We start from the raw sequence: 22,047 nt of genomic DNA on the forward strand, positions 1-22,047 counted from the left end.
GGACGCAAGATGGCGCAGCGCAGCATTTCGCCGCCATGCGTTCAACATCAAGGGGTTAGGCGGTATTCCGCACCCGTTCAGTCGAACAGGCTGGAGACGCTTTCCTCATGCGCCGTGCGGCCGATGGCCTCCGCCAGCAGGCTGGCGATGGAGATGACGCGGATGTTGCGCGCCACCCGGACCGCCTCGGTCGGCTGGATCGAATCGGTGATCACCAGTTCCTTGAGGTTCGAGGCGGTGACGCGCGAGACCGCGCCGCCCGAGAGCACGCCATGGGTGATGTAGGCGTAGACCTCGGTGGCGCCGCGCGCCAGCAGCGCATCCGCCGCGTTCACCAGCGTGCCGCCGGAATCGATGATGTCGTCGACGAGGATGCAGCGCTTGCCCTCGACATCGCCGATGACGTTCATCACCTCGCTCTCGCCGGGGCGCTCGCGGCGCTTGTCGACGATGGCGAGCTGGGCGTCGATGCGCTTGGCCAGCGCGCGGGCGCGCACCACGCCGCCCACGTCGGGCGAGACGACGGTGATGTCGGACAGTTCGAACCGGGACTTGATGTCGGCCACCATGACTGGGGCGGAGAACAGGTTGTCGGTCGGAATGTCGAAGAAGCCCTGGATCTGGCCGGCATGCAGGTCGACGGTGAGCACGCGGTCGGCGCCGGCATGGGTGATGAGGTTGGCCACCAGCTTGGCGGAGATCGGCGTGCGGCCGGAGGAGCGGCGGTCCTGGCGGGCATAGCCGAAATAGGGCAGCACGGCGGTGATGCGGCGGGCGGAGGAGCGGCGCAGCGCATCGGTGATGATGAGCAGCTCCATCAGATGGTCATTGGTCGGGAAGGAGGTGGACTGCAGGACGAACACGTCCTTGCCGCGCACATTCTCCTGGATCTCGACGAAGATCTCCATGTCGGCGAAGCGGCGGACCACGGCCTTGGTCATCGAGGTGCGCAGATAGGCCCCGATCGCTTCCGCCAGCGGGCGGTTGGCATTGCCGGCGACGAGTTTGATCGAACCGTTATTGTCAGACATTCCCGGCGCGCTCCCAGCCGTCAACCTTCCGCCGGCCGTCTTATGGCCGTCGCGCAGACCTGATAGGCGGGCCGGCCCGGCCTGTAAAGCTTCCAGAGCCGCGTCGCGCCCGCTTGTCCCATGCGTTGCCGCATAGGTGCCACGCGGGTTCAGGGATGGGAGGCGAAGGTGAGGGCGCTGCTCGCCCCTTCGGTCGCGGAAGGTGCCGTTACGACATCGGCGGGGATGTCGTCCGGCACCGCGCTGGCGACGACGGGACCCTCGCCGGGGTTGACCGGCGGGGCGTCCGCCGGGTCGAGTTCGGGCGCGGCGGCCGGGGCGGTGGAGGTGGTCGCGGGCGTGCCGCCGGCGAGGCGGGTCGAGATTTCGCTGAGGCTCTGGGCGGCGATGCGCTGCACCGTGGCGTCGTCGAGATTGTTCCAGACATCCTTGCCGGGGCCGAGCTTCTCGCGGCCGGCGACGCGCAGCACGCGGTCGCTGTCGGCGTCGAACACGTCCCACACCCAGTCGACCTCGCCCTTGCCATTGGCGACGGTGGCGGCGAGATAGCCGCGCACCCGGTAGGCCGCCTGCGACCCGCGCGAGACGACGGGCATCTGCCGCGCCTTGGCCTGATCGGAGAGATCGGCCACCAGCCGGTTGAACACCGGCTCCGGCGGGCCGTCGATGGATTCGAACGCGATGGTCTTGTTGCCCGAGGAGACGGCGGTCGCCGCCACCGGCTTGTTGCCACCGCCATTGGTCTGGCAGGCGCCGAGGGCGAGGGCGGCAAGGAGAACCGCGGTCGTCGTAAGGCGTCGGCCCAGAGGGCGGAAGCGAGCGAGCATGAACCATTCCCTGTGGGCCGGTCGCGCCGCGTGTCCCTGCCGAAGCAGAGCCGCGAACGTCGCCAGCGGACGGGAAAGGGTTAAAACTAATTAACGATCAGGTCCAGAGGGGCGGGCGTTAAGCCCTCGTTAGCGTTAACGCCGACGAGATAGGTGCGCCCCAGGCACATGGCGGTGCCGGTGTCGCTGTCCATCAGAATCATGTGCGCGAACAACACCATGCCGGCTTCCAGCACCCAGGGATTGTTCTCGTAGAACATCGGCGGGTCCATCCAGGAAGGGGTGAACTTGGCGCCCAGCGAATAGCCGCAGGCGGCCAGCCGGTGCTTTTCCAGCCCGTGCCCGTCCATCACATGCGCATGGGCGGCGAACACCTCGCCGGCGGTGCGGCCAGGCACCATGGCATGGGCGCAGGCTTCCAGCGCCTGCTTCGCCGCCGCGAAGAGTTCCAGATGCCGGTCGCGCGGCGGGCCGATCACCACCGTCTCCATCATCGCCGCGTGGTAGTGGCGATAGGCGCCGGCCCATTCCAGGGTGAGCTGGTCTTCGTCGCCGAGCACGCGCCGGCCGCTCTTGTAGCGGCAGAGCAGCGCGTCGGCCCCGGAGCCGATGATGAACTCATTGGCCGGATAATCGCCGCCACCCCTAAAGATGGCGCCCTGCATCGCCGCCAGCACCTCGCCCTCGTCGACGCCCGGCGCGATGATGTCGAGCGCCGCCTCGCGCGCCGCCAGCGCCAGCTTGCCGGCCTGCCGGACATAAAGGATTTCCGCCGCCGACTTCACCGCCCGCAGCCGGTCCACCAGACGCGAGGCGTCGATGAGCGTGGCGATGCCGTCGAAAGCCGCGTCAAGCTTCTTGCCATTGGCGGCGGTGAGACCGTAGCTCTCATATTCCACGCCGATGCGCCCGCCCGCGCCGCCCAGCTCCGTCACCATGGCGCACAGCTGCTGCTGCGGCGTGGCGTCGGCCCGGTCGGTCCACACGCGGATGTCCTCAATCAGCGAGGTGTGCTGCGCCTGCCGCAGATCGGCCGAGCGGGTGAGCAAAGCCAGCCGCCCATCGGCGCCGAGCCACAGAGCCTGGAAGAAGCAGAAGCCGAACGTGTCATAGCCGGTGAGCCAATACATGGACTCCTGCTGGAACATCAGCAGCCCGTCGAGCCGCTGTTCCGCCAGAACGGTGAGCAAGCGCTGGCGGCGACGCTCGAATTCCGGGCCGGTGAAATGCAGGGTCATGGCGAAGCTCACACCAGAGTAATGGCGGCGATCAGGCGTCCATAGTCGGGCTCGCCGCGGTGGGTGGCGCGGCGATAGGAGAAGAAGCGCGCCTCGTCCGCATAGGTGTCGAGGCCGAGATCATCGATCGTGCCGACGCCGAGCGCGGTGAGCCGGGCGGCGATGTAGCCGGGCAGGTCGAACAGCGCATGGTCCGGCCGCGCTGCCGGGATCAGAAAGCGCGCATTGCCGGCGTCGAGGCCGGTCAGGGTGGCGATGAAATCGGGTCCGACCTCGTAGCTCTCCTGCCGGATGAGCGGACCGATGGCGGCGACGATATTACCGCGCCGGGCGCCGAGTTCTTCCATGCGGGCGAGTGTGGCGTCGAGCACTCCGCCCACCGCGCCCTTCCAGCCGGCATGGGCGGCGCCGACGACGCGGGCGATGGGGTCGGCGAACAGCACCGGCCCGCAATCCGCGATGGTTACGGCGGCGGCGATGCCCGGCGTGGCGGTGGCGACCGCATCGGCCTTCGGCCGCTCGTCCCACAGCCGGTCCACGATCACGCAATCGGGCGAGTGGATCTGCCAGGCGGTGAGCAGGTGACCGGACGGCACGCCGAGCGCGGCTTCCATGCGGGCACGGTTCTCCGCGACATGGGCGGGTTCGTCGCGCGAGCCGGTGCCGCCATTGAGCCCGGCATAGAGGCCTTCGGAGACCCCGCCCTCGCGGGTGAAGAAGGCGTGGCGGATGCCGGGCAGGGCGCTCAGTGCGGGGGATTCGACCTTCATGCGGGATTGTCCTCGAACAGCTCGGAAGGGGCGAATCCGGCCACCATGTCGAGGGCAGGATGCACCAGGGCGAGCGCCTTGAAGAGGGCGCCCATCTGTCCCTCGTCCGTTCCGGCGAGGCGCAGGCGCGCCGCCTCCACCATTTCCCGGTCGGCCTCGCTCGCCGCGCGCTTCAGCCGGAAGGCGCGCTCATCGAGGCCCAGCCGCTCCAGCAGCAGGCCCTGGCCGATGGGGCCGAAGACGCGGGCGCCAGCAGCCGTGGCGGCATGGGCGAGAGCGGCGAAATCGACATGGGCCGTGAGGTCCGCTTCGCCGGGATGCGCCAGCACATCGTCGAAGGCCCGGCGATAAAGCGCCTGCAGCGTGTCGCCGAAGCCGCCGCCTCGCTCCCGCTCGCCGGCATGGCCGTAATCGACCAACAGCGCCGCGCCGCCGCTCGCGGCAATGCGGGCACCGAGGGTGGCTGCGATGGAGAGGCCGAGCGGGCAGGTTTCCAGCACCGCGCCCAGCGGCGCGGCGGCGAGGCGGGCGTCGCCGTGCGCATCGAGCCGGGCGCCGGGGCGCAGGCCGAAGGCGAGGGCTCCGGCGGAATCGAGGCCGACCATGCGCTCGGCGATGCCGTCCGGCGTGCGGACGAACTGGCGGATCGGCAGCGCGTCGATGAACTCGTTGCCGAGCGCGATCAGCGGGCCGGGCGGCAGAGCCTCGATCCTCTCCACCCATTCGACGGCATGGCCGCGCAGGGTTTCCGCCTGCCGGGCGCGCAGGCGCGGCGAGGCTTCCACCAGCACCACGCGGGCGGCCTCATGCAGGCCGGGCACGCGGGCGGTGGCGCGCAGCATGTCGGCCATCATCGTGCCACGGCCGGGGCCGAACTCGGCGAGGACGAAGGGCGCGGGCGAGCCGAGGCGCAGCCAGGTTTCCGCCGCCCACAGGCCGATGAGCTCGCCGAACATCTGGCTGATTTCGGGCGCGGTGATGAAATCGCCTGATGTGCCGAAGGGCTCGCGCGTGGTGTAGTAGCCGAGCGTGGGGTGGAACAGGCACTGTTCCATATAGTCGGCGACGGTGATCGGGCCGGTGAGGGCGATCTGCCGGGCGAGCTGTTCCGCCAGCGCGTTCATGCGGCACCTGCGCGGAGCGCCGGGCGCTGGCGGGCGCGCCAGACGAGCCAGCTCCCCAGCGCCAGCATCGGCAGGGAGAGCAGCATGCCCATGGTCAGCCAGCCGCCGAATAGATAGCCGAGCTGCGGGTCCGGCTCGCGGAAGAACTCCACGAAGATGCGGGCGCAGCCATAGAGGAACACGAACATTCCGGCCACCGTGCCCGGCCGGGCCAGCGCGCCGGCGCGGATGGCAAGCTGCAGGATCAGGAAGATCGCCAGCCCCTCCAGCCCCGCCTCATAGAGCTGGCTGGGATGGCGCGGCTCCGGTCCGCCATGCGGGAAGACGAAGGCCCAGGCGACATCGGTCGGCCGGCCCCACAATTCGCCATTGATGAAGTTCGCCAGCCGCCCGAGGAACAGGCCGACCGGCACCACCGACGCGGCGATATCCAGCATGGAGACGAAGGGCAGGCCCCGGCGCCGGCAGAACAGGTACATGGCAAGGATGGAGCCGAGAAAGCCGCCATGGAACGCCATGCCGCCATGCCATAGGGTGAAGGCCTGCAACGGATTTTCGGCATAGAAGGGCAGGTTGTAGAACAGCACATAACCGATGCGCCCGCCGAGGATGACGCCGACCGCGATCCACACCACCGCGTCGTCGAACTCCTCCGGCTTGATCGGCGCCTGCCCGCCCCACAGCGCCGGGCTGGAACACAGCCGCTTGGCCATCCACCAGCCGAACAGCAGTCCGCCAATATAGGCCAGCGCATACCAGCGTATGGCGAAGGGGCCGAGCTCGATCAGCACCGGGTCGATGTTCGGGAAGGGCAAAGCGAGCAGCGGCGGGGTGAGCAGCATCGGACCTCTCGGCGGAAGGGCGCGCGGCCGGCGGCGGACGTGCGGAAGGCGGCATCTTCGCTTTGCCCCCGTTGCGTGACGGGATCAAGGCGCCTGTGGCCGCCGCGCACCGCGCAACGGCCGCTCCCCTTGCGATCACCGCCCCGCCGCCCCATTGTTTCTGCAAAGGCACGGCATTGGTCCGGCCTCATCCCGGGAGATGACCATGACCCAGACCACCGGCCGGATCTTCGACGATTTTGCCAAGCTGATGAACGACGCGGCCGGCGTCGCCACCGGCGTGCGCCGCGAGGCGGAAGGCGTGATGCGCGCCCAGGCCGAGCGCATCCTGCGCGAGCTCGATGTCGTCACCCGCGAGGAATTCGAGACGGTGAAGGAACTCGCCGCCGCCGCGCGCGAGGAGAATGAGCGGCTCGCCGCCCGCATCGCCGCGCTGGAGGCCAAGCTTGAGGCGACGATCGATCCGCCCGATTCGCTTGGCTGAGCCTTTCACCCGCCTGGCTTGTGGACGCTTCGACACGGCGCTTGCCGCGCCGGGCCGAATCCCGCGACAAGTCAATAGTGCCAATTTTCGCCATGGCCCGTTTTTATACGGACCATGGTACAACGGTCGTAGCGAGGTACGGATTCAGCGCGATATAGTTGGGACGACGGCGATTCGTTCGATTCTTGAACGGCTTGCCGCAACCGTCGCGTTGCGTGCGTTCGACCCCCTCCGCGTCCCACCCTCGCGAGGTCGAGCATGACCCATACTAGTGACTTCGAGACCGACATCAGCCTCAACCCGCTGGATCTCGTCGAGCGCATGGCCGCGCTTAACGAATGGGCGTTCGAGCGCTCGGCCGAGGACGAGATCACCATCTCCCTCGAAGGGCGCTGGACGGATTGCCATGTCTCGTTCCAGTGGATGGACGAGGTCGAGGCCCTGCACATCGCCTGCGCCTTCGATCTCAAGGTGCCGGAGAAGCGCAAGACCGAGGTGCTGCGCCTGCTCTCGCTCATCAATGAGCAGATGTGGGTCGGCCATTTCGACCTCTGGTCGAAGGAGGGCGTGATCATGTTCCGCCACGCGCTGCTGCTGGCCGGGGCGGAAGCCACCGACCGCCAGTGCGAGGTGCTGATGGAATGCGCCATCGAGGCGGTGGAACGCTATTTCCCCGCCTTCCAGTTCGTCGTCTGGGCCGGCAAGAGCGCCCGCGAGGCGATGGACGCCACCCTGTTCGAGACGGTCGGCGAGGCCTGACGCACAGGCCTGCCGGTCCGGCGCACACTCCCATTGCCAAAGCGACGCGACGGCGGCACTAAGACCGCCGAGGACGCGCGCTCGCGCGGGCAGGGGAGTTCCACGATGGCCACACTTTCCGACATTCCCGGGCGGGTGCTGCTTGTCGGCGCCGGCAAGATGGGCGGCGCCATGCTGGAAGGCTGGCTCGATCTCGGGCTCGATCCGGCGCGGGCGGCGGTGATCGACCCGGCGCCGCCGGCGGAAGTCGCCGCGCTCATCGAGGCGCGCGGCGTGGCGCTGAACCCGCTCAATGGCGGCCCGCCGGCGGTGATGCTGCTGGCGGTGAAGCCGCAGGTGGCCCCCGACGTGCTCGCCCGGGTGGCCGGGCTGGCCGATGCCGGGACGCTCATCGTCTCGGTCATGGCGGGGCGCACGCTCGGTTTTCTCGAATCCTACTTTCCCGTCGGGGCGGCCGTGGTCCGCTCCATTCCCAACACGCCGGCGGCGATCGGGCGCGGGGTGACGGTGGCGGTCGCCAATGGCGCCGTGAGCCCGGACCAGATGAACATCGCCGACGCGCTGCTGCGCGCCACGGGCGGGGTGGAATGGGTGGAGGACGAGGCGCTGATCGACGTCGCCACCGCCGTTTCCGGCTCCGGCCCGGCCTATGTGTTCCTGCTGGCGGAAGCGCTGGCGGCGGCGGGGGCGCAGGCGGGCCTGCCCGCCGACATGGCCGACCGGCTGGCGCGCGCCACGGTGGCGGGGGCGGGCGAGCTGATGGTTCGCACCGGCATCGACCCGGCGCAGCTACGCCGCAATGTCACCTCGCCCAACGGTACCACGGCGGCGGCGCTCGCCGTGCTGATGGACGAGGACAAGGGCTTCGGCCCGCTGCTCGCCGAGGCGGTGGCGGCGGCGGCGCGGCGCTCGCGCGAACTCGCGGGCTGAGCGCTCCCGCTTTCGTGCGCGGACCCTGCCTTGATTTGCCGCGCGGGGGCTTCTCCCGCGCCGTGGCGCGCCTTACATCTGGGTGAGGCAACGTTCAGGACTGGAGGTCATCATGACAGGCTCCGCGGGAACGAAAGCGACCACCGAGAAGGTCAGCGAAGGGCGTGCCCTCGCCCTCGACAGCTTCATGCGGCTGCTGGCGCGCAAGCCTTTCGAGCGTATCAGCCTCGGCGAGGTGGCGGACGAGGCGAAGATGCCGCTCGCCGAATTGCGCGCCGCCTTCGGTTCCACCTTCGACATGCTGTCCGGCTTCCTGCGCGAAGTCGATTCCAAGGTGCTGGCCGCGCCCACCGACGACATGGAAGACGAGCCGGCCCGCGACCGGCTGGTCGATGTGCTGATGCGCCGGCTCGATGTGCTGGCGCCGCACAAGGCGGCGCTGCGCTCGCTGATGGATTCGGCGCGGCGCAACCCGTTCTTCGCCCTGGCGCTGAACAAGCTCTCCGTGCGCTCGCAGCAATGGATGCTGGCGGCGGCGCGCATCGACACCGCCGGCCTCAAGGGTGCGGTGCGGGCGCAGGGGCTGGCGCTGGTGTTCGGCCGTGTGCTGCAGACCTTCCTCAGCGACGACGACCCGGCGCTCGCCCGCACCATGGCGGCGCTGGACCGCGAGCTGGCGCGCGGCGAGCGGGCGCTCGGCCTGATCGAGGGCGCGGTGTGCCTCGCCACCGGACGGCGCGGGCGTCGAGGCACGGCCTCCCTCGCCGCGCCGGAGACCCCGGTTCCGCCGGACGCGCCGGTCATGGCGTGACAGCGACGCCGGCCTTTCGCGTAGACTGACCGCCGGAATCACCCCGCGCCGTGTATGCGCGGGAGTGCGGCGTTCAGCTTGAGGCGTTCATCATGAGTCTTGCCCCCACCGAACAGATCACGATCGCGGACTTCCTCAAGGTCGATATCCGCGTCGGCACCATCATCCAGGCCGAGCCCTTCCCGGAGGCGCGCAAGCCGGCGATCAAGCTGGTGATCGATTTCGGCCCGCATATCGGCTGCAAGAAATCCTCGGCGCAGATCACCGTGCATTACGCCCCGGAGGACCTCATCGGGCGGCAGGTGGCGGCGGTGGTGAACTTCCCGCCGCGCCAGATCGGCCCGATCATGTCCGAGGTGCTGACCCTCGGCTTTCCCGACGCCGACGGCGCGGTGGTGCTGTTCAAGCCGGATCAGGATGTGCCGAACGGCGCGCGGCTGTTCTGAACGGGGCTTCTACACCGGAATCCGGATCGTCGCGCGCAGGCCGCCGAGCGGGCTCTCGCCGAGGATGACATCGCCGCCATGGGCGCGGGCGGCGTCGCGGGCGATGGTGAGGCCGAGGCCGGAGCCGCCGGCATCCTGGTTGCGCGCCTCGTCCAGCCGGAAGAAGGGACGGAACACATCCTCACGCAGATCGGGCGCGATGCCGGGCCCGTCATCGTCGACGGTGATGGTGAGCCAGCGCTCGTCGCGCGTGCCTGTGATATCGATGCGCGCGGCATGCCGGCCGGCATTGCCGACGAGATTGGCGAGGCAGCGGCGGAAGGCGTCGACGCGCACCATCACCAGCGGGTCGCCGCTATAGCTGGCGCTGACGCGTGCCCCCTGCCGCTCGGCGTTGAAGCGCGCCTCCTCGATCAGCCGCGCCATGTCGGCCAGCGCCGGGGTTTCCGCCACATCCTCGCGGGCAAAGGCGAGATAGGCCTCCAGCATGCTCTGGAGATCGTCGACATCCTTGCGCAGCGCCTCGGTGTCGGCGCTGTCGCCGAGCAACGCCAGTTCCAGCTTGAAGCGGGTGAGGATGGTGCGCATGTCGTGGCTGACGCCGGCGAGCATGGTGGTGCGCTGCTCGATCTGCCGCTCGATGCGCCGCTTCATTTCCAGAAAGGCCAGCGCCGCGCCGCGCACCTCGCGCGCGCCGCGCGGGCGGAAGCCGGGCACGTCGCGCCCCTTGCCGAAGGCGATGGCGGCATCGGCCAGCGCCTCGATCGGCTTGATCTGGTTGCGCAGGAACAGGATGGCCACCGCCATCAGCACCAGCGCGGTGCCCACCATCCACAACAGGAAGATGTGCGAATTGGAGAGATAGGCCTGGCTGCGGCGGGCGAACACCCGCAGCACCATGTCGTCCAGCTGCACCCGCACCTCGATGAGGTTGGAATTGCCGACCGTGTCGGTCCAGAACGGCCGGTGCAGGCGTTTGGCGAGTTCGCTGGTGAAGGCGGAATCGAGGGTGGAGAAGAAGGGCTTCGGGCCGGGCGGCGGCAGGCGTTCCCCGGGCAGGAAATCCACTGTCAGCCCTAATGTGAGCTGGGCGATGCGCTTGATCTTGTCCTGGTCGGCCTCGGTCGGGAAGGCCACGGCGAGCTGGGTGACGGCGGTGATGTCCTGCGACACCGCTGCGGAGAGGCGGCGCGTCACCGTGTTGTAGTGCCGCTCCATGAACACGAAGGCGAGCACCGACTGCAGGATCACGACAGGGGTGACGATGATGATCAGCGAGCGGGCGAACAGGCCCTTCGGCATGACGCGGTTGAACCACGCACCGAAGCGGGCATTGTTCTCCCGCATGCGGCGCTGGGTGAGGCGCAGGCGCGCCCGCGCGGCGCCCACCACGCTGGTGTCGCGGCGGCTCAAGGAGCGACGACCAGCCGGTAGCCGACGCCGCGCACCGTCTGCACATAGGCGGGATTGGCCGGGTCGCGCTCGATCTTGCGGCGCAGCCGGTTGACCTGCACGTCCACCGCCCGGTCGCCGGCGGCGACGCCGGGGGCGACGAGGTCCTGGCGCGGCACGGTCTGCCCCGGTGCTTCGCCCAGCACCCGCAGCATGTCGCGCTCGCGGTCGGTGAGGCGTACCAGCTCGCCGTCGCGCGTGAGCTCGCCGCGCGCAAGATGGAAGGTGAAGGGCCCGAAGCGCACCGCCTCGATCGCCTGCGCCGGCGGCGGGGCGGCGCGCTTGATGATGTTGCCGATGCGCAGCAGCAATTCGCGCGGCTCGAACGGCTTGGCGAGATAGTCGTCGGCGCCGATCTCCAGCCCCTCGATGCGGTCTCCCGGCTCGGAGCGGGCGGTGAGCATGAGGATGGGCACGGCGGAATCGGCGCGCACCGAGCGGGCGAGGTCGAAGCCGTTCTCGCCTGGCATCATCACGTCGAGGATCAGCAGGTCGAAGGCGAGGCCGCCGAGCCGGGCGCGGGCGTCGGCGGCGGATTCCGCCGTGGTGACGCGGTAGCCGTGCTCGGTGAGGAAGCGCGACAGCAGGTCGCGAATGCGGCGGTCGTCATCGACGATGAGCAGGTGGAAGGCGTCGTCGGCAGGCATGGTGCGGGATTCCCTTGCCGCTTCGGCCGGGCTCAGGCGGGCGTCGAGCATGGCGGTCCTCCCGTCAGCCGGCCGTCCGGCCGCGGGCGGCGCTGCGCGCCTCCACGGCCTGGTCGGCGCGGGCGATCAGCTTCTCGGTCGAGCTGCGATCTTCCGGGTCGATCATGGCGACAAGAAAGCGGCGCACCAGCTCGCGCGACTCGCCGCCGCTCTCCTCCAGCGCGCGGCGGATGCGGCGCGACTGGATGGCGACGAATTCCTGCGTCAGCGCCTCGCCCTTGGGGGTGAGGTAGAGCAGGCGCTGGCGACGGTCGGAGGCGCCGGCGCGGCTGTCGATGAAGCCCTGGTCCACCAGCTCGCGCAGCACCCGGCCGAGGCTCTGCTTGGTGATGCGCAGAATGTCCAAGAGGTCGGTGACGCGCATGCCGGGATGGCGGTTGACGAAATGCAGCACCCGGTGATGCGCCCGGCCGAAGCCGAAGCCCTGCAGGATCTCGTCGGGATCGCTGACGAAATTGCGATAGGCGAAGAACAACAGCTCGATCAGGTCGAGCATCGGCTCGCCCTCGGAGGACGACGAGCCACGCGCCGCCCCCGGCTCGCTCTTGCCGGTGCGCGCTGTCAGCGAGACATTTATGTCAGCCATGTTGACTTTTTTCGTTATGATCGTTACCCAGATGTCCCGTTCAACGAAAGGATTGTTCGGCACGCCGCCCGATCCGCCTCGGAACAGGACAAAGTCGTACCCGCTCGTGCCGAGCGGCGACGATAACGGGACTTCGGCCGCGAGGCAAAGCGTTGCGCTCTCGCCGGGCAGGCCGTAGCCACCATGCCGAAGGAAAGAAGGGCTCCGGCGCCTCCCCATGGCGCGCCGGCGCACCGGTTGGGAGACTTAACCATGGCGAGCGAACCTTTCGACAAACGCAGCGGCTGGATCTGGTATGACGGCGCCTTCGTGCCCTGGCAGGACGCGCAGGTCCATGTACTGACCCACGGGCTGCACTATGGCAGCTGCGTGTTCGAGGGCGAGCGCGCCTATGGCGGCGAGATCTTCAAGCTCGACGAGCACACGACGCGTCTGAAGCACAGCGCCGAACTGCTCGACTTCGAGATTCCCTACAGCGAGGACGAGATCAACGCCGCCTGCCGCGAATTGCTGACCCGGCAGAAGCTGGTGGACGCGTATCTCCGCCCCGTCGCCTGGCGCGGCTCGGACATGATGGGCGTTTCCGCCCAGCACAACCAGATCCACCTCGCCATCGCGGCGTGGGAATGGCCGAGCTATTTCGACCCGGCGCAGCGGCTCAAGGGCATCCGCATCGGCATGGCGAAGTACCGCCGTCCCGACCCGCAGACCGCGCCCTCGACCTCCAAGGCCGCCGGCCTCTACATGATCTGCACCATCTCCAAGCACGCCGCCGAGCGCGAGGGCTTCGCCGACGCGCTGATGCTGGACTGGCGCGGCCGCGTCGCCGAATGCACCGGCGCCAATGTGTTCTTCGTCAAGGACGGCGTCGTCCACACGCCGGAGGCCGATGCCTTCCTCAACGGCATCACCCGCCAGACGGTGATCGCGCTCGCCAAGCGGCGCGGCATCGAGGTGGTGGAGCGGGCGATCATGCCGGAAGAGCTGGCGAGCTTCGACGAGTGCTTCATCACCGGCACCGCCGCCGAGGTGACGCCGGTGTCCGAGATCGCCGGCCAGCACTTCCAGCCCGGCCCGGTCACCAAGACGCTGCTGGAGGACTACATGTCCGAAGTGCAGCCGAAGAAGGCGGAAGCGGCCTGAGGGCTGCAGAGATCGCTGAATGGAAATGCCGGCCCTCGGGCCGGCATTTTCGTTTGCCTCACTCCTTCGCCGTCATCCCGGCCGCCGCCCGCAGGGCGGAGAGCCGTGATCGCTGCCCGCTCCCCTTCGTCCGACGATCCCGGATCGGCCTTCGGCCGTCCGGGATGACGCTTGGCGCGGCCTGCTGCCGTCCGGGAGGACGGAGGCAGGAGAGGCGGCTAGTTCCAACGTTCCGCTGCGTCGTCGTCTTCGTCCTTGGCCGCGACCCAGGCGGTGCCTTCGTCGCGCTCTTCCATCTTCCAGAACGGCGCGCTGGTCTTCAGCCAGTCCATCAGGAATTCGGCCGCCTCGAAGGCGGCGGCGCGGTGGGCGGAGGCGGTGACGACGAGCACGATGTTGTCGCCCGGCACCATGCGGCCATAGCGGTGGATGACGGTGGCGCCGATGAGCGGCCAGCGGGCGCGGGCCTGCTCGACCAGCCGGCCGATCTCCTCCTCCGCCATGCCGGGATAATGTTCCAGCGTCAGCGCGATAAGCGGAGCGCCGCCGGGGGCGTCCTGCGCCCGGCACAGGCCGGTGAAGGTGACGACGGCGCCGATATCGCTACGCCCCTTCGACAGGGCGGCGGCCTCCTGCGCGGGGTCGAAATCCTGCGCCTGGATGCGGACGGTGAACATGCTCACCTCGCTCGTTCAGCCGCCCGTCATGGGCGGGAAGAAGGCAATCTCGCGCGCGCCGCCCAGCGGCGTGTCGGGCCGTGCGTGCCGCCGGTCGAGCGCCGCGCGGACGATGCGCGGATTCTCGAAAGCGCGGGCATAGCCCTCGCCGCGGGCGGCGAGATAGGCGGCGAGTTCGGCGACGGTGGCGACGCCTTCCGGCACCGCGACCTCCTCCGCCTCCAGCCCGATGCGCTCGCGCACCCAGGCGAAATACAGCACCTTCACGGCGCGTCCCCGATCAGATGGCGGGCGCCGGCGCGGAAATAATCCCACCCAGTATAGAGCGTCAGCAGCGCCGCGATCCACAACAGGCCGATGCCGAACAAGGTGATGCCGGGCACCACGAGGTCCGCCGCCGGGCCGGCGAGCAGCACGCCGACCGCCACCAGCTGGGCGGTGGTCTTCCATTTGGCGAGGCGGGTGACGGGTACGCTGACCCGCAGCTCGGCGAGAAATTCGCGCAGGCCGGAGACGAGAATCTCGCGGCACAGAATCACCAACGCCGCCCATAACGACCAGCCGCGAATGGTGCCGTCCGAGGCCAGCATCAACAGCGAGGCCGAGACGAGCAGCTTGTCGGCGATGGGGTCGAGCATGCGGCCGATGGCCGATTGCTGCGACCAGGCGCGGGCGAGATAGCCGTCGAAGAAATCCGTGATGGCCGCGACCGCGTATAAAGCCACGGCGACCCAGCGCAGCCACAGGCCGCCTTCGAGAATGTCGGACCAGAACAGGCACGCCGCCACCAGCGGCACCGCCACGCAGCGGCCATAGGTGAGAATGTTGGGCAGCGACATGGCGTGTCCGCGCGTCACCTTGGCCGGCTCCCGATCCGTCTGCGGGTTAGATGCGACATCGACCATACTGTGCCGGCTCCCTCACAGGCAGGTAAACATGCGAGCCGGCCGCGTCAATCGCGTCCCGGTCCCCAGCCATCCCTGCCGCAGGCTTATCACGATGCGTCAGGGCTGTGGCCATCGCATGACGCGCATGGCCGTTCCGGTCCTTCATGTCGCCTTGGCATGAAAGAAGTCGTAAACCGCCCGCGCCGTCGCCGCGTTCACCCCCGGCACGCCTTCGAGATCGGCGAGCGAGGCGCGCTCAATGGCCTTGAGCGTACCGAAATGGTGCAGCAGCGCCCGCTTGCGGGTCGGCCCGATGCCGGGAATTTCCTGCAGCCCGGCCTGGGTCAGGTCCTTCTTGCGCCGCGCGCGGTGCGAGCCGATGGCGAAGCGGTGCGCCTCGTCGCGCAGGCGCTGGACGAAATACAGCACCGGGTCGCGCGGCTCCAGCCGGAAGGGCTCGCGCCCCTCGACATAGAAGGTCTCGCGGCCGGCGTCGCGGTCCGGCCCCTTGGCGACGCCGACCATGGGCACATCGGTGACGCCGAGGCCGGCGAGGGTTTCCTGCGCCGCCTTCAACTGGCCGGGGCCGCCGTCGATGAGCAGAAGGTCCGGCCAGGCGGAGGAGGCGGCGTCCGATTCTTCTCCCTCTCCCCGTGGGGGAGAGGGTTGGGGTGAGGGGGAGGGCGCCATGGTCGAAGGCTGCCCCTCACCCGACGGCTGCGCCGTCGACCTCTCCCCGTCGGGGAGAGGTGAGGCGGTGGCCCGCGGATTCTCCTTCAAGAGGCGGGAGAAGCGCCGGGTCAGCACCTCGCGCATCATGCCGTAATCGTCGCCGGGGGTGAGTTCGGTCGAGCGGATGTTGAACTTGCGGTACTGGCTCTTGGCGAAGCCTTCCGGCCCGGCGACGATCATGCCGCCGACGGCGTTCGAGCCCATGATGTGGCTGTTGTCATAGACCTCGATCCGCTTCGGCGGGCCCTGGAGCGCGAAGGCGCGGGCGAGCTCTTCCAGCAGCCGGGCCTGGCTGGCGCTTTCCGCCAGCTTGCGGCCGAGCGCCTCGCGGGCGTTCTGCAGCGCGTGCTCGACCAGTTCGCGCTTCTCGCCGCGCTTGGGGGCCGCGATCTCGACGCGATGGCCGGCGCGGGTGGAAAGCGCCTCTTCCAGCAGCTCGCGCTCGGCAATGTCGTGGCTGAGCAGGATGAGGCGGGGGCAGGGCTTGTCCTCGTAGAACTGGGCGAGGAACGATTCCAGCACCTCGCCGATCTCCAGCGTCCGGTCGGCGCGGGGATAGAGCGCGTGGTTGCCCCAGTTCTGGCCGGTGCGGAAGAAGAACACCTGTACGCAGGTCGCCCCGCCTTCCTGATGGATGGCGAACACGTCCGCCTCTTCCACCGAGCGCGGGTTGATGCCCTGCGTGCCCTGCACGGCGGAGAGCGCGGCGAGGCGGTCGCGTAGCGCCGCCGCGCGCTCGAATTCCAGCTCCTGCGAGGCGGCTTCCATCTCCCGCGCCAATTGCTCCTTCACCGCCTTGCTGCGGCCGGAGAGGAAATCGCGCGCCTCGCGGACATATTCGGCATAGTCGGTGTGGCTGACCTCGCCGGTGCAGGGGCCGGCGCAGCGCTTGATCTGGAACAGCAGGCAGGGGCGCGTGCGCGCCTCGTAGAAGCTGTCGGAGCAGGAGCGCACCAGAAACGCCTTCTGCAGCGCGTTGATGGTGCGGTTCACCGCCCAGACCGAGGCGAAGGGGCCGTAATAATCGCCCGGCCGGTTGCGGGCGCCGCGATGCTTGGTGATCTGCGGCGAGACGTGGTCCTTGGTGATGAGGATATAGGGAAACGACTTGTCGTCGCGCAGCAGCACGTTGAAGCGCGGGCGCAGCTGCTTGATGAGGTTGGCTTCCAGCAGCAGCGCTTCGGTCTCGGTGCCGGTGGAGACGAATTCCATCTCGGCCGTGGCCGCCACCATGCGCATGATGCGGGCGGTCAGCCCGGTCGGCCTTGTATAGGCGACGATGCGGCGCTTGATGCTCTTGGCCTTGCCGACATAGAGCACCGTGCCGTCCGGCCCGAGCATGCGGTAGACGCCGGGCCCGCTCGGCGCGTGCTTGAGGGCGCGTGCAATGGCGGCGCGGCCCATGGCGACGGAGCCCGGCGCGGGCTCGGCCTCCTCGGCTAGGTCGGCAATGAGGGCCTCGTCCTGGTCGATCTCGGCGATGTCGGCATCGTCGGCGTCGAGGTCGGGCACGTCGCGTGTGGGGCGGGCGATCATGCCCCCTAGATACGCATCTGCGACGCGGGAGAACAGGGGCCGGGTGCGTCTTCCCCGCGCCTGTTCCCGTTCGGCGCGGGGCGGAATATGCGTCGGGCGCCGGGCCGTCCTGCGCTGGCAGTGGGTGCGGGCGCTGGAAAAAGGGCTTAAGGGAGCGTCATGTCCGCACCGAGCCAAGCCGTCTCCTCGCCACCGCTGCCCTGGGCCGGCTATGCCTTTGGCGCCGCCGGGGCGATTTTGTTCGCCTCCAAGGGCATCATCATCAAGCTCGCCTATGCCGAGGGCATCGATCCCGAGACGCTGCTGGCGCTGCGCATGGCGTTCTCCCTGCCGTTCTATCTCGTCATCGGCGCGCTGGCGCTGCTGCGGCTGCGCGGCATGGGCGAGCCGCTGCCGGGCGGAAAGCTGGTGGTGCAGTCCATGCTGGTCGGCGCGCTCGGCTATTGGCTGGCGAGCTATCTCGACTTCGCCGGGCTGCAATATGCCTCGGCCTCGTTCAGCCGGCTGATCCTGTTCACCTACCCGATCTATGTCGCGCTGTTCGGCGCGCTGCTATTCGGCCAGCCTATCCGCCCCAAGGCGATGCTGGCCTTCGCGGTGTGCTATGGCGGGCTGGCGCTGATCTTCCTGCAGAATGTCAGCGTCATGGGCTCGGATGTGGTGAAGGGCGCGGTGCTGGTGACGCTGGCGGCGATCAGCTTCGCGCTTTATCTGCTGTGCGCCCGCTCGCTGCTGCAGAAGGTCGGCTCGGCGCTGTTCACCTGCATCGCCATGATCGCGGCCTCGGTGATGGCGATCGGCCAGTTCGCGCTGGTGCGGCCGGTGGGGGCGCTGATGGTGTCGCCGCACGGGCTGATGCTGGCGGTGATGGTGGCCATCGGCGCCACGGTGCTGCCGACCTTCCTGATGAACGCGGCGCTGAAGCGCATCTCGGCGCAGGCCAATTCGATGATCAGCACGGTCAGCCCGGTGGCGACCATGGTGCTGGCGGTGCTGTTTCTCGGCGAGAGCGCCAGCCCGGCGGAGATTGCCGGCGCGGTGCTGGTCATGACCAGCATCGGCTGGTTCACGCTGAGCGACGCGCGCAAGCGCTGAGCCCAGCCGGCGCCGGGGCTCAGTCCTCTTCCACGTCCGGCGTGCGCCAGGCGAGGTGCTGGCCGCCATCCACCGCGATCATCTGCCCGGTGACGCTGGCGGCACGGGCGAGATAGGCGACGGCGTCGGCGATCTCCTCCGGCTGCGGGCCGCGCCCCAGCAACACCGCGGCGGACTGGCGGGCGAAGGCCTCATCGTTCTGCCGGCCATTGGCCAGCGTCGGGCCGGGGCCGACGGCATTGACCCGCACGCGCGGCGCCAGTGCTTGAGCCATCATGCGGGTGGCGGACCACAGCGCCTCCTTGGCGACGCTGTAGGAGAAATAGGCCGGCGTCGGCTTCAGCACGCGCTGGTCGATGATGTTGACCACGCACCCACGCACGCCCTCCGGCAGCTGCGCGGCGAAGGCGCGGGCCAGCTGCACCGGCGCGCGCAGATTCGCCGCCATGTGGCGTTCCCACAGTGCTAGGTCGAGCGTCTCCAGCGTGTCGGGCTGGAATTCCGAGGCGTTGTTGACCAGCAGGCTGAGCGGCCCCAGCGCCGCCACGGCGGCGGGAACAAGCGCGTCCACCGCCTCCGCCTCCACCAGCTCGGCGGTGAGGATGACCGCGCGGCCCCCAAGCCCCGCGATCCGCGCCGCCGTGGCCTCGGCCGCCGGGCCGGGCCGGCGCACATGCAGGGCGATGTCATAGCCCTCCTGCGCGAGCCGCAGGGAGATGGCGCGGCCGATCCGCACCGCGCCGCCGGTGACGAGGGCGACTGGGCGGCGAGACGTTGGGGCGGAGGCGGGGGAAGGGGACATTCGGTCTCAAGGATGTTTTACGGAGCAGGGGTGGGGGCGACGCTTCGCCCAGCCAACAATACGGGCGAGGCGAGGTGGTGGATGACGGCGCGGGAGGCGGATGGGTAATTTCCTGCCATCCCTTGGTACTTCAATGCCCGAAAGGCGCGCTTCCTTACCGTTGCGCGCGTCGTGAGGCCATAGAGGGCTCGCGCTGCGCTTTTGACCGAGGATCCAAGGCTCGCGTCGTTTGGTGGTAATTTCGTATATATCAAGTATACACTTCGTTAAGCATAATATTGTCTTCCAGAATTCCGCGCAATTTCAGCCGCATCTTTGTCGTCTCTTCGGAATTGTTTCAGTGCAGGCGAGATTTGTTGGCTCGCCGGTGGCTGAGCCAGGTTTTCAGGAGACGACCATGAACAACAGCATCCGTGCCGCTCTCGGGCTTGTGGCCCTGATGGCCGTTCCTGCCGCGGCGGCGGACATGTCCTATCCCGCGCCCGCCCCGGTGGCGTCCTATGCGCCGGCGCCGGTGTTTACCTGGACCGGCTTCTATCTCGGCGCCAATGCCGGCTATGGCTGGGGCGAGGCGGATGCCTCGCCGGATGTGGACGGTTTCCTCGGCGGCCTGCAGGCGGGCTATAATTGGCAGGGCGCCGGGCCCTTGGTGTTCGGCGTGGAGGCCGACATCCAGTATGCGGATGTGTCGAGCTCGGTGTTCACGCTCGATTATTTCGGCACGGTGCGCGCCCGCATCGGCTACGCCTTCGACCAGTTCCTGATCTACGGCACTGGCGGCTTTGCCTATGGCGGCGGCAGCTACCAGCTGCTCGGCCTCTCCAACGACCGCAACCATCTCGGCTGGACGATCGGCGCCGGCGCCGAATATGCGCTGGGCGGGAATTGGAGCGTCAAGGGCGAGTATCTCTATATCGACCTCGGCGACGAGACCTATGCCAGCTTCTTCGGCCCGCGCGATGTCGGCATGAGCGCAAATGTGCTGCGCGCCGGCGTCAATTACCGCTTCTAAGGCCTGGCGGGGCGCGCGAGCGCCCCGATTCCGCGCCGTCGCCCCGCTCTGGCGGTGGCCTAATGGCCGAATTTGTGACATGCGCGACACACCCCTTTTGCGATCGTCAGTCGATCATGGCGGAATTGTTGCGCGGCTCACCGATCTGTGAATGGCCTCCAAGGGCGCGAAAACCGTTGCATGCGAACGGTTTTTCGCCCTTTCCAGCCTCTCACCGGGAGGGTGGGCGCCGGAAATGCGGCGAGACTGCCCCAATCCAGCCCTTGGCCCGCCCATCTGCGCTTCTACTTCATGCTCCGAGACGCAAGCCCAAGGGGTTGCGCACGCCTTTCCTGGTTTCAGGAATCTTTCGGAGAATAGCCATGAAGAAGATTCTCTGCTCGGGCGTCGCTGCGGCCGCCCTCCTCGCCGCCGCCCCCGCCTTCGCGGCCGATCTGGCGCGGCAGCAGCCCTATCCCACCAAGGCGGCGCCGATGATCGTCGAGCCGGCCTTCACCTGGACCGGTTTCTACCTCGGCGCCAACGCTGGCTATGCCTGGGGTTCGGGCGAAGGCGGCGCGGGCATCGTCAATCTCGATCCGTCGGGCTTCCTCGGCGGTGGTCAGATCGGCGTGAACTACCAGTTCGCCAACAATGTCGTCGTGGGCGTCGAAGCCGACTTCCAGGGCTCCGACATCAAGGACACCTATGCCGGCTATGAGTCCAAGATGGACTATTTCGGCACCGTCCGCGCCCGCCTCGGCTATGCCTTCGGCAACATCCTCCCCTACGTGACCGGCGGTCTTGCCTACGGCCACACCGAAGTGCGCGACAACCTGTTCGGCCTCTCGACCGACAAGACCCAGACCGGCTGGACCGTCGGTGGCGGCGTGGAATACGCCCTCACCAACAACTGGACGATCAAGGGCGAGTATCTCTACATGGATCTCGGCGAGGACTATTACGACAGCATCGGCTACAAGACCGGGCTGACCGCGAACATCGTCCGCGCGGGCGTGAACTACAAGTTCTGATGCGCGGCTGACGCTGCCTCAAACAGAAAGGCCCCGGATCGACGATCCGGGGCCTTTTTTATTGCCGGATGGCGCGAACCTTCGCGGCGAACGATCAGGGTAAAAGATCAGCCTTGCGGCGTCGTTGCCTCGAAAGCGGGCACGCGCGCGGCAAAGGCGTCGAGCCAGGCCACCAGTGCGGGATGGCCGGCGCGCCAGGCACCGGCAAAGCGCAGGTCGAGATAGCCGAGCGCGCAGGCGACCGAGATCTCACCGACATGCGCGGCACCGCTGACCGGCAGCTGCTGCGGCGGCGCGGCTTCCAGCGCCGCCAGCCCGCGCGCCACCTTGCCCGCCTGATGGTCGAGCCAGCGGGCGCTGTGGGTGTCGGCGTCGCGGAAGCGGTTCTCATAGATCTGCAGCAGCGCGGCGTCGGAAATGCCGTCGCCGAGCGCGAGCATCGTCAAGGCCGCGATGCGGTCCTCGCCGCGTGCGGGGATCAGCACGCCGCCGCCCGCCACCATGTCGAGATACTCGACGATGACGCGGGAATCGTAGATCGCCGGCCCGTCCTCGCGCAGCAGCACCGGAATCTTGCCGAGCGGGTTCTGCTCCCGCAGGGAGTCGGTGGGGTCGGTCGTGTCCGCCGGCACAACATCGAGATGGATGTCGCACAAAATGGCGCCGATCTTGACCTTGCGTCCGAACGGCGACAGCGGGGAGGAGCGAAGCTTCATCGGGTTCGGCACCTTCTGAGGGGCCAGCCGCCCCCGTTCCGGATGCCCGGTGACGCCTGCGCCCGGCCGCGGCGGCGCCGCAGCTTCGGCCGGCAGGCTTATCAGTCAGCCGGCTGCAGGTCGATGGCCTTCGGCCCCTTGCCGCGCTTGTCCGGCTCGATCTCGAAGCTCACGCGCTGGCCTTCCGTCAGCGCGCCGAGGCCGGAGCGGGTGACGGCCGAGACGTGCACGAACACGTCGCGCCCCCCGTCATCCGGTCGGATGAAGCCATAACCCTTGTCGGTGTTGAAGAATTTGACGGTGCCCATCGTCGCCATGCGCCTGCTCCTTACCCCGGACGGGCGTGCCCATCCGCCGGTTACGTCGGTTCGGGCCAGGGTGAAGCAAGACCGATGCCGGATGATGACGCGGCGGGGCCAGAGCAGTC

25 protein-coding genes are annotated in these 22,047 nt (G+C 68.7%); 9 read left to right on the top strand and 16 right to left on the bottom strand.

Features of this window, described 5'->3' with window-relative positions:
• Nucleotides 1-77: 77 nt before the first annotated feature.
• The 6 genes from ACO07Z_RS19745 to lgt form a co-directional block, all read right to left on the bottom strand.
• A complete protein-coding gene (locus ACO07Z_RS19745) occupies nucleotides 78-1,031 on the bottom strand; it encodes a ribose-phosphate pyrophosphokinase (RefSeq protein ID WP_244375658.1) in 954 nt (317 codons plus the stop codon).
• 149 nt (nucleotides 1,032-1,180) lie between these two features.
• On the bottom strand, nucleotides 1,181-1,858 hold the full coding sequence (locus ACO07Z_RS19750) for a hypothetical protein (RefSeq protein WP_421700272.1): 678 nt from the start codon (nucleotides 1,856-1,858) through the stop codon (nucleotides 1,181-1,183).
• A gap of 86 nt (nucleotides 1,859-1,944) precedes the next feature.
• Nucleotides 1,945-3,096: a M24 family metallopeptidase gene (locus ACO07Z_RS19755; RefSeq protein ID WP_421700273.1), complete on the bottom strand. Its 1,152-nt coding sequence runs from the start codon at nucleotides 3,094-3,096 to the stop codon at nucleotides 1,945-1,947.
• A gap of 8 nt (nucleotides 3,097-3,104) precedes the next feature.
• On the bottom strand, nucleotides 3,105-3,866 hold the full coding sequence (pgeF, locus tag ACO07Z_RS19760) for a peptidoglycan editing factor PgeF (RefSeq protein ID WP_421700274.1): 762 nt from the start codon (nucleotides 3,864-3,866) through the stop codon (nucleotides 3,105-3,107).
• Nucleotides 3,863-4,990: a class I SAM-dependent methyltransferase gene (locus ACO07Z_RS19765; protein WP_421700275.1), complete on the bottom strand. Its 1,128-nt coding sequence runs from the start codon at nucleotides 4,988-4,990 to the stop codon at nucleotides 3,863-3,865. Before ACO07Z_RS19765 ends, pgeF begins: the two co-directional genes overlap by 4 nt.
• Nucleotides 4,987-5,832, bottom strand: coding sequence for a prolipoprotein diacylglyceryl transferase (lgt, locus tag ACO07Z_RS19770; RefSeq protein ID WP_421700276.1), 846 nt, complete (start codon nucleotides 5,830-5,832; stop codon nucleotides 4,987-4,989). Before lgt ends, ACO07Z_RS19765 begins: the two co-directional genes overlap by 4 nt.
• 205 nt (nucleotides 5,833-6,037) lie before the next feature.
• Between lgt and ACO07Z_RS19775 the strand changes: the two genes are divergently transcribed.
• The 5 genes from ACO07Z_RS19775 to ACO07Z_RS19795 all read left to right on the top strand — a co-directional run bounded on the left by ACO07Z_RS19775 (nucleotide 6,038) and on the right by ACO07Z_RS19795 (nucleotide 9,262).
• On the top strand, nucleotides 6,038-6,316 hold the full coding sequence (locus tag ACO07Z_RS19775; RefSeq protein WP_421700277.1) for an accessory factor UbiK family protein: 279 nt from the start codon (nucleotides 6,038-6,040) through the stop codon (nucleotides 6,314-6,316).
• Nucleotides 6,317-6,574: 258 nt separating this feature from the next.
• A complete protein-coding gene (locus ACO07Z_RS19780) occupies nucleotides 6,575-7,075 on the top strand; it encodes a YbjN domain-containing protein (RefSeq protein WP_371346922.1) in 501 nt (166 codons plus the stop codon).
• A gap of 105 nt (nucleotides 7,076-7,180) precedes the next feature.
• Nucleotides 7,181-8,005: a pyrroline-5-carboxylate reductase gene (gene proC, locus ACO07Z_RS19785; protein ID WP_421700278.1), complete on the top strand. Its 825-nt coding sequence runs from the start codon at nucleotides 7,181-7,183 to the stop codon at nucleotides 8,003-8,005.
• 112 nt (nucleotides 8,006-8,117) lie between these two features.
• On the top strand, nucleotides 8,118-8,816 hold the full coding sequence (locus ACO07Z_RS19790; protein WP_421700279.1) for a TetR/AcrR family transcriptional regulator: 699 nt from the start codon (nucleotides 8,118-8,120) through the stop codon (nucleotides 8,814-8,816).
• Nucleotides 8,817-8,908: 92 nt separating this feature from the next.
• Entirely contained in the window at nucleotides 8,909-9,262 is a 354-nt protein-coding gene (locus ACO07Z_RS19795; RefSeq protein ID WP_421700280.1) for a tRNA-binding protein, read from the top strand.
• Between the two features lie 9 nt (nucleotides 9,263-9,271).
• Here the strand turns inward: ACO07Z_RS19795 and ACO07Z_RS19800 are convergent, their stop codons facing one another.
• The 3 genes from ACO07Z_RS19800 to ACO07Z_RS19810 form a co-directional block, all read right to left on the bottom strand.
• Nucleotides 9,272-10,609, bottom strand: coding sequence for an ATP-binding protein (locus tag ACO07Z_RS19800; RefSeq protein ID WP_421700848.1), 1,338 nt, complete (start codon nucleotides 10,607-10,609; stop codon nucleotides 9,272-9,274).
• Nucleotides 10,610-10,671: 62 nt separating this feature from the next.
• Entirely contained in the window at nucleotides 10,672-11,412 is a 741-nt protein-coding gene (locus ACO07Z_RS19805; RefSeq protein ID WP_421700281.1) for a response regulator, read from the bottom strand.
• Nucleotides 11,413-11,425: 13 nt separating this feature from the next.
• Nucleotides 11,426-12,007 (bottom strand): MarR family winged helix-turn-helix transcriptional regulator, encoded by a 582-nt coding sequence (locus ACO07Z_RS19810; protein WP_244375682.1) that lies wholly within the window; start codon nucleotides 12,005-12,007, stop codon nucleotides 11,426-11,428.
• Nucleotides 12,008-12,259: 252 nt separating this feature from the next.
• Between ACO07Z_RS19810 and ACO07Z_RS19815 the strand changes: the two genes are divergently transcribed.
• Nucleotides 12,260-13,150: a branched-chain amino acid aminotransferase gene (locus ACO07Z_RS19815; RefSeq protein WP_244375684.1), complete on the top strand. Its 891-nt coding sequence runs from the start codon at nucleotides 12,260-12,262 to the stop codon at nucleotides 13,148-13,150.
• A gap of 218 nt (nucleotides 13,151-13,368) precedes the next feature.
• On the opposite strand, the gene ACO07Z_RS19820 is transcribed toward ACO07Z_RS19815, so the two are convergent.
• From ACO07Z_RS19820 to uvrC, 4 genes are all read right to left on the bottom strand, one after another.
• Complete coding sequence (locus tag ACO07Z_RS19820; RefSeq protein WP_421700282.1) at nucleotides 13,369-13,827, bottom strand: molybdenum cofactor biosynthesis protein MoaE; 459 nt, start codon at nucleotides 13,825-13,827, stop codon at nucleotides 13,369-13,371.
• Nucleotides 13,828-13,842: 15 nt separating this feature from the next.
• Nucleotides 13,843-14,094: a molybdopterin converting factor subunit 1 gene (moaD, locus tag ACO07Z_RS19825; RefSeq protein WP_421700283.1), complete on the bottom strand. Its 252-nt coding sequence runs from the start codon at nucleotides 14,092-14,094 to the stop codon at nucleotides 13,843-13,845.
• Complete coding sequence (gene pgsA, locus ACO07Z_RS19830; protein ID WP_421700849.1) at nucleotides 14,091-14,684, bottom strand: CDP-diacylglycerol--glycerol-3-phosphate 3-phosphatidyltransferase; 594 nt, start codon at nucleotides 14,682-14,684, stop codon at nucleotides 14,091-14,093. The genes moaD and pgsA overlap by 4 nt, the downstream gene beginning before the upstream one ends.
• A gap of 192 nt (nucleotides 14,685-14,876) precedes the next feature.
• Nucleotides 14,877-16,982 carry an excinuclease ABC subunit UvrC gene (uvrC, locus tag ACO07Z_RS19835; protein ID WP_421700284.1) on the bottom strand — a complete coding sequence of 702 codons (2,106 nt, stop codon included), beginning with the start codon at nucleotides 16,980-16,982 and terminating at the stop codon, nucleotides 14,877-14,879.
• A 159-nt stretch (nucleotides 16,983-17,141) separates the two neighbouring features.
• Between uvrC and ACO07Z_RS19840 the strand changes: the two genes are divergently transcribed.
• On the top strand, nucleotides 17,142-18,077 hold the full coding sequence (locus ACO07Z_RS19840) for a DMT family transporter (protein WP_421700285.1): 936 nt from the start codon (nucleotides 17,142-17,144) through the stop codon (nucleotides 18,075-18,077).
• A gap of 19 nt (nucleotides 18,078-18,096) precedes the next feature.
• On the opposite strand, the gene ACO07Z_RS19845 is transcribed toward ACO07Z_RS19840, so the two are convergent.
• A complete protein-coding gene (locus tag ACO07Z_RS19845) occupies nucleotides 18,097-18,879 on the bottom strand; it encodes an SDR family oxidoreductase (protein ID WP_421700286.1) in 783 nt (260 codons plus the stop codon).
• A gap of 466 nt (nucleotides 18,880-19,345) precedes the next feature.
• On the opposite strand from ACO07Z_RS19845, the gene ACO07Z_RS19850 reads away from it, so the two are divergent.
• Together ACO07Z_RS19850 and ACO07Z_RS19855 are read left to right on the top strand one after the other, a co-directional pair.
• Nucleotides 19,346-19,891, top strand: coding sequence for an outer membrane protein (locus ACO07Z_RS19850; protein ID WP_421700850.1), 546 nt, complete (start codon nucleotides 19,346-19,348; stop codon nucleotides 19,889-19,891).
• A gap of 362 nt (nucleotides 19,892-20,253) precedes the next feature.
• Nucleotides 20,254-20,904 (top strand): outer membrane protein, encoded by a 651-nt coding sequence (locus ACO07Z_RS19855; protein ID WP_244375709.1) that lies wholly within the window; start codon nucleotides 20,254-20,256, stop codon nucleotides 20,902-20,904.
• Nucleotides 20,905-21,011: 107 nt separating this feature from the next.
• Here ACO07Z_RS19855 and ACO07Z_RS19860 read toward each other — a convergent pair whose 3' ends face one another.
• Together ACO07Z_RS19860 and ACO07Z_RS19865 are read right to left on the bottom strand one after the other, a co-directional pair.
• Nucleotides 21,012-21,620, bottom strand: a complete 609-nt coding sequence (locus tag ACO07Z_RS19860; protein ID WP_421700287.1) for a glutathione S-transferase family protein — start codon at nucleotides 21,618-21,620, stop codon at nucleotides 21,012-21,014.
• 101 nt (nucleotides 21,621-21,721) lie between these two features.
• The gene (locus tag ACO07Z_RS19865) at nucleotides 21,722-21,937 is read right to left on the bottom strand and encodes a cold-shock protein (protein ID WP_421700288.1); all 216 of its coding nucleotides are present in this window, start codon (nucleotides 21,935-21,937) and stop codon (nucleotides 21,722-21,724) included.
• Nucleotides 21,938-22,047: the final 110 nt, after the last annotated feature.

The organism is Ancylobacter sp. (genome assembly GCF_965229075.1).
Classification (GTDB): Bacteria; Pseudomonadota; Alphaproteobacteria; order Rhizobiales; family Xanthobacteraceae; genus Ancylobacter.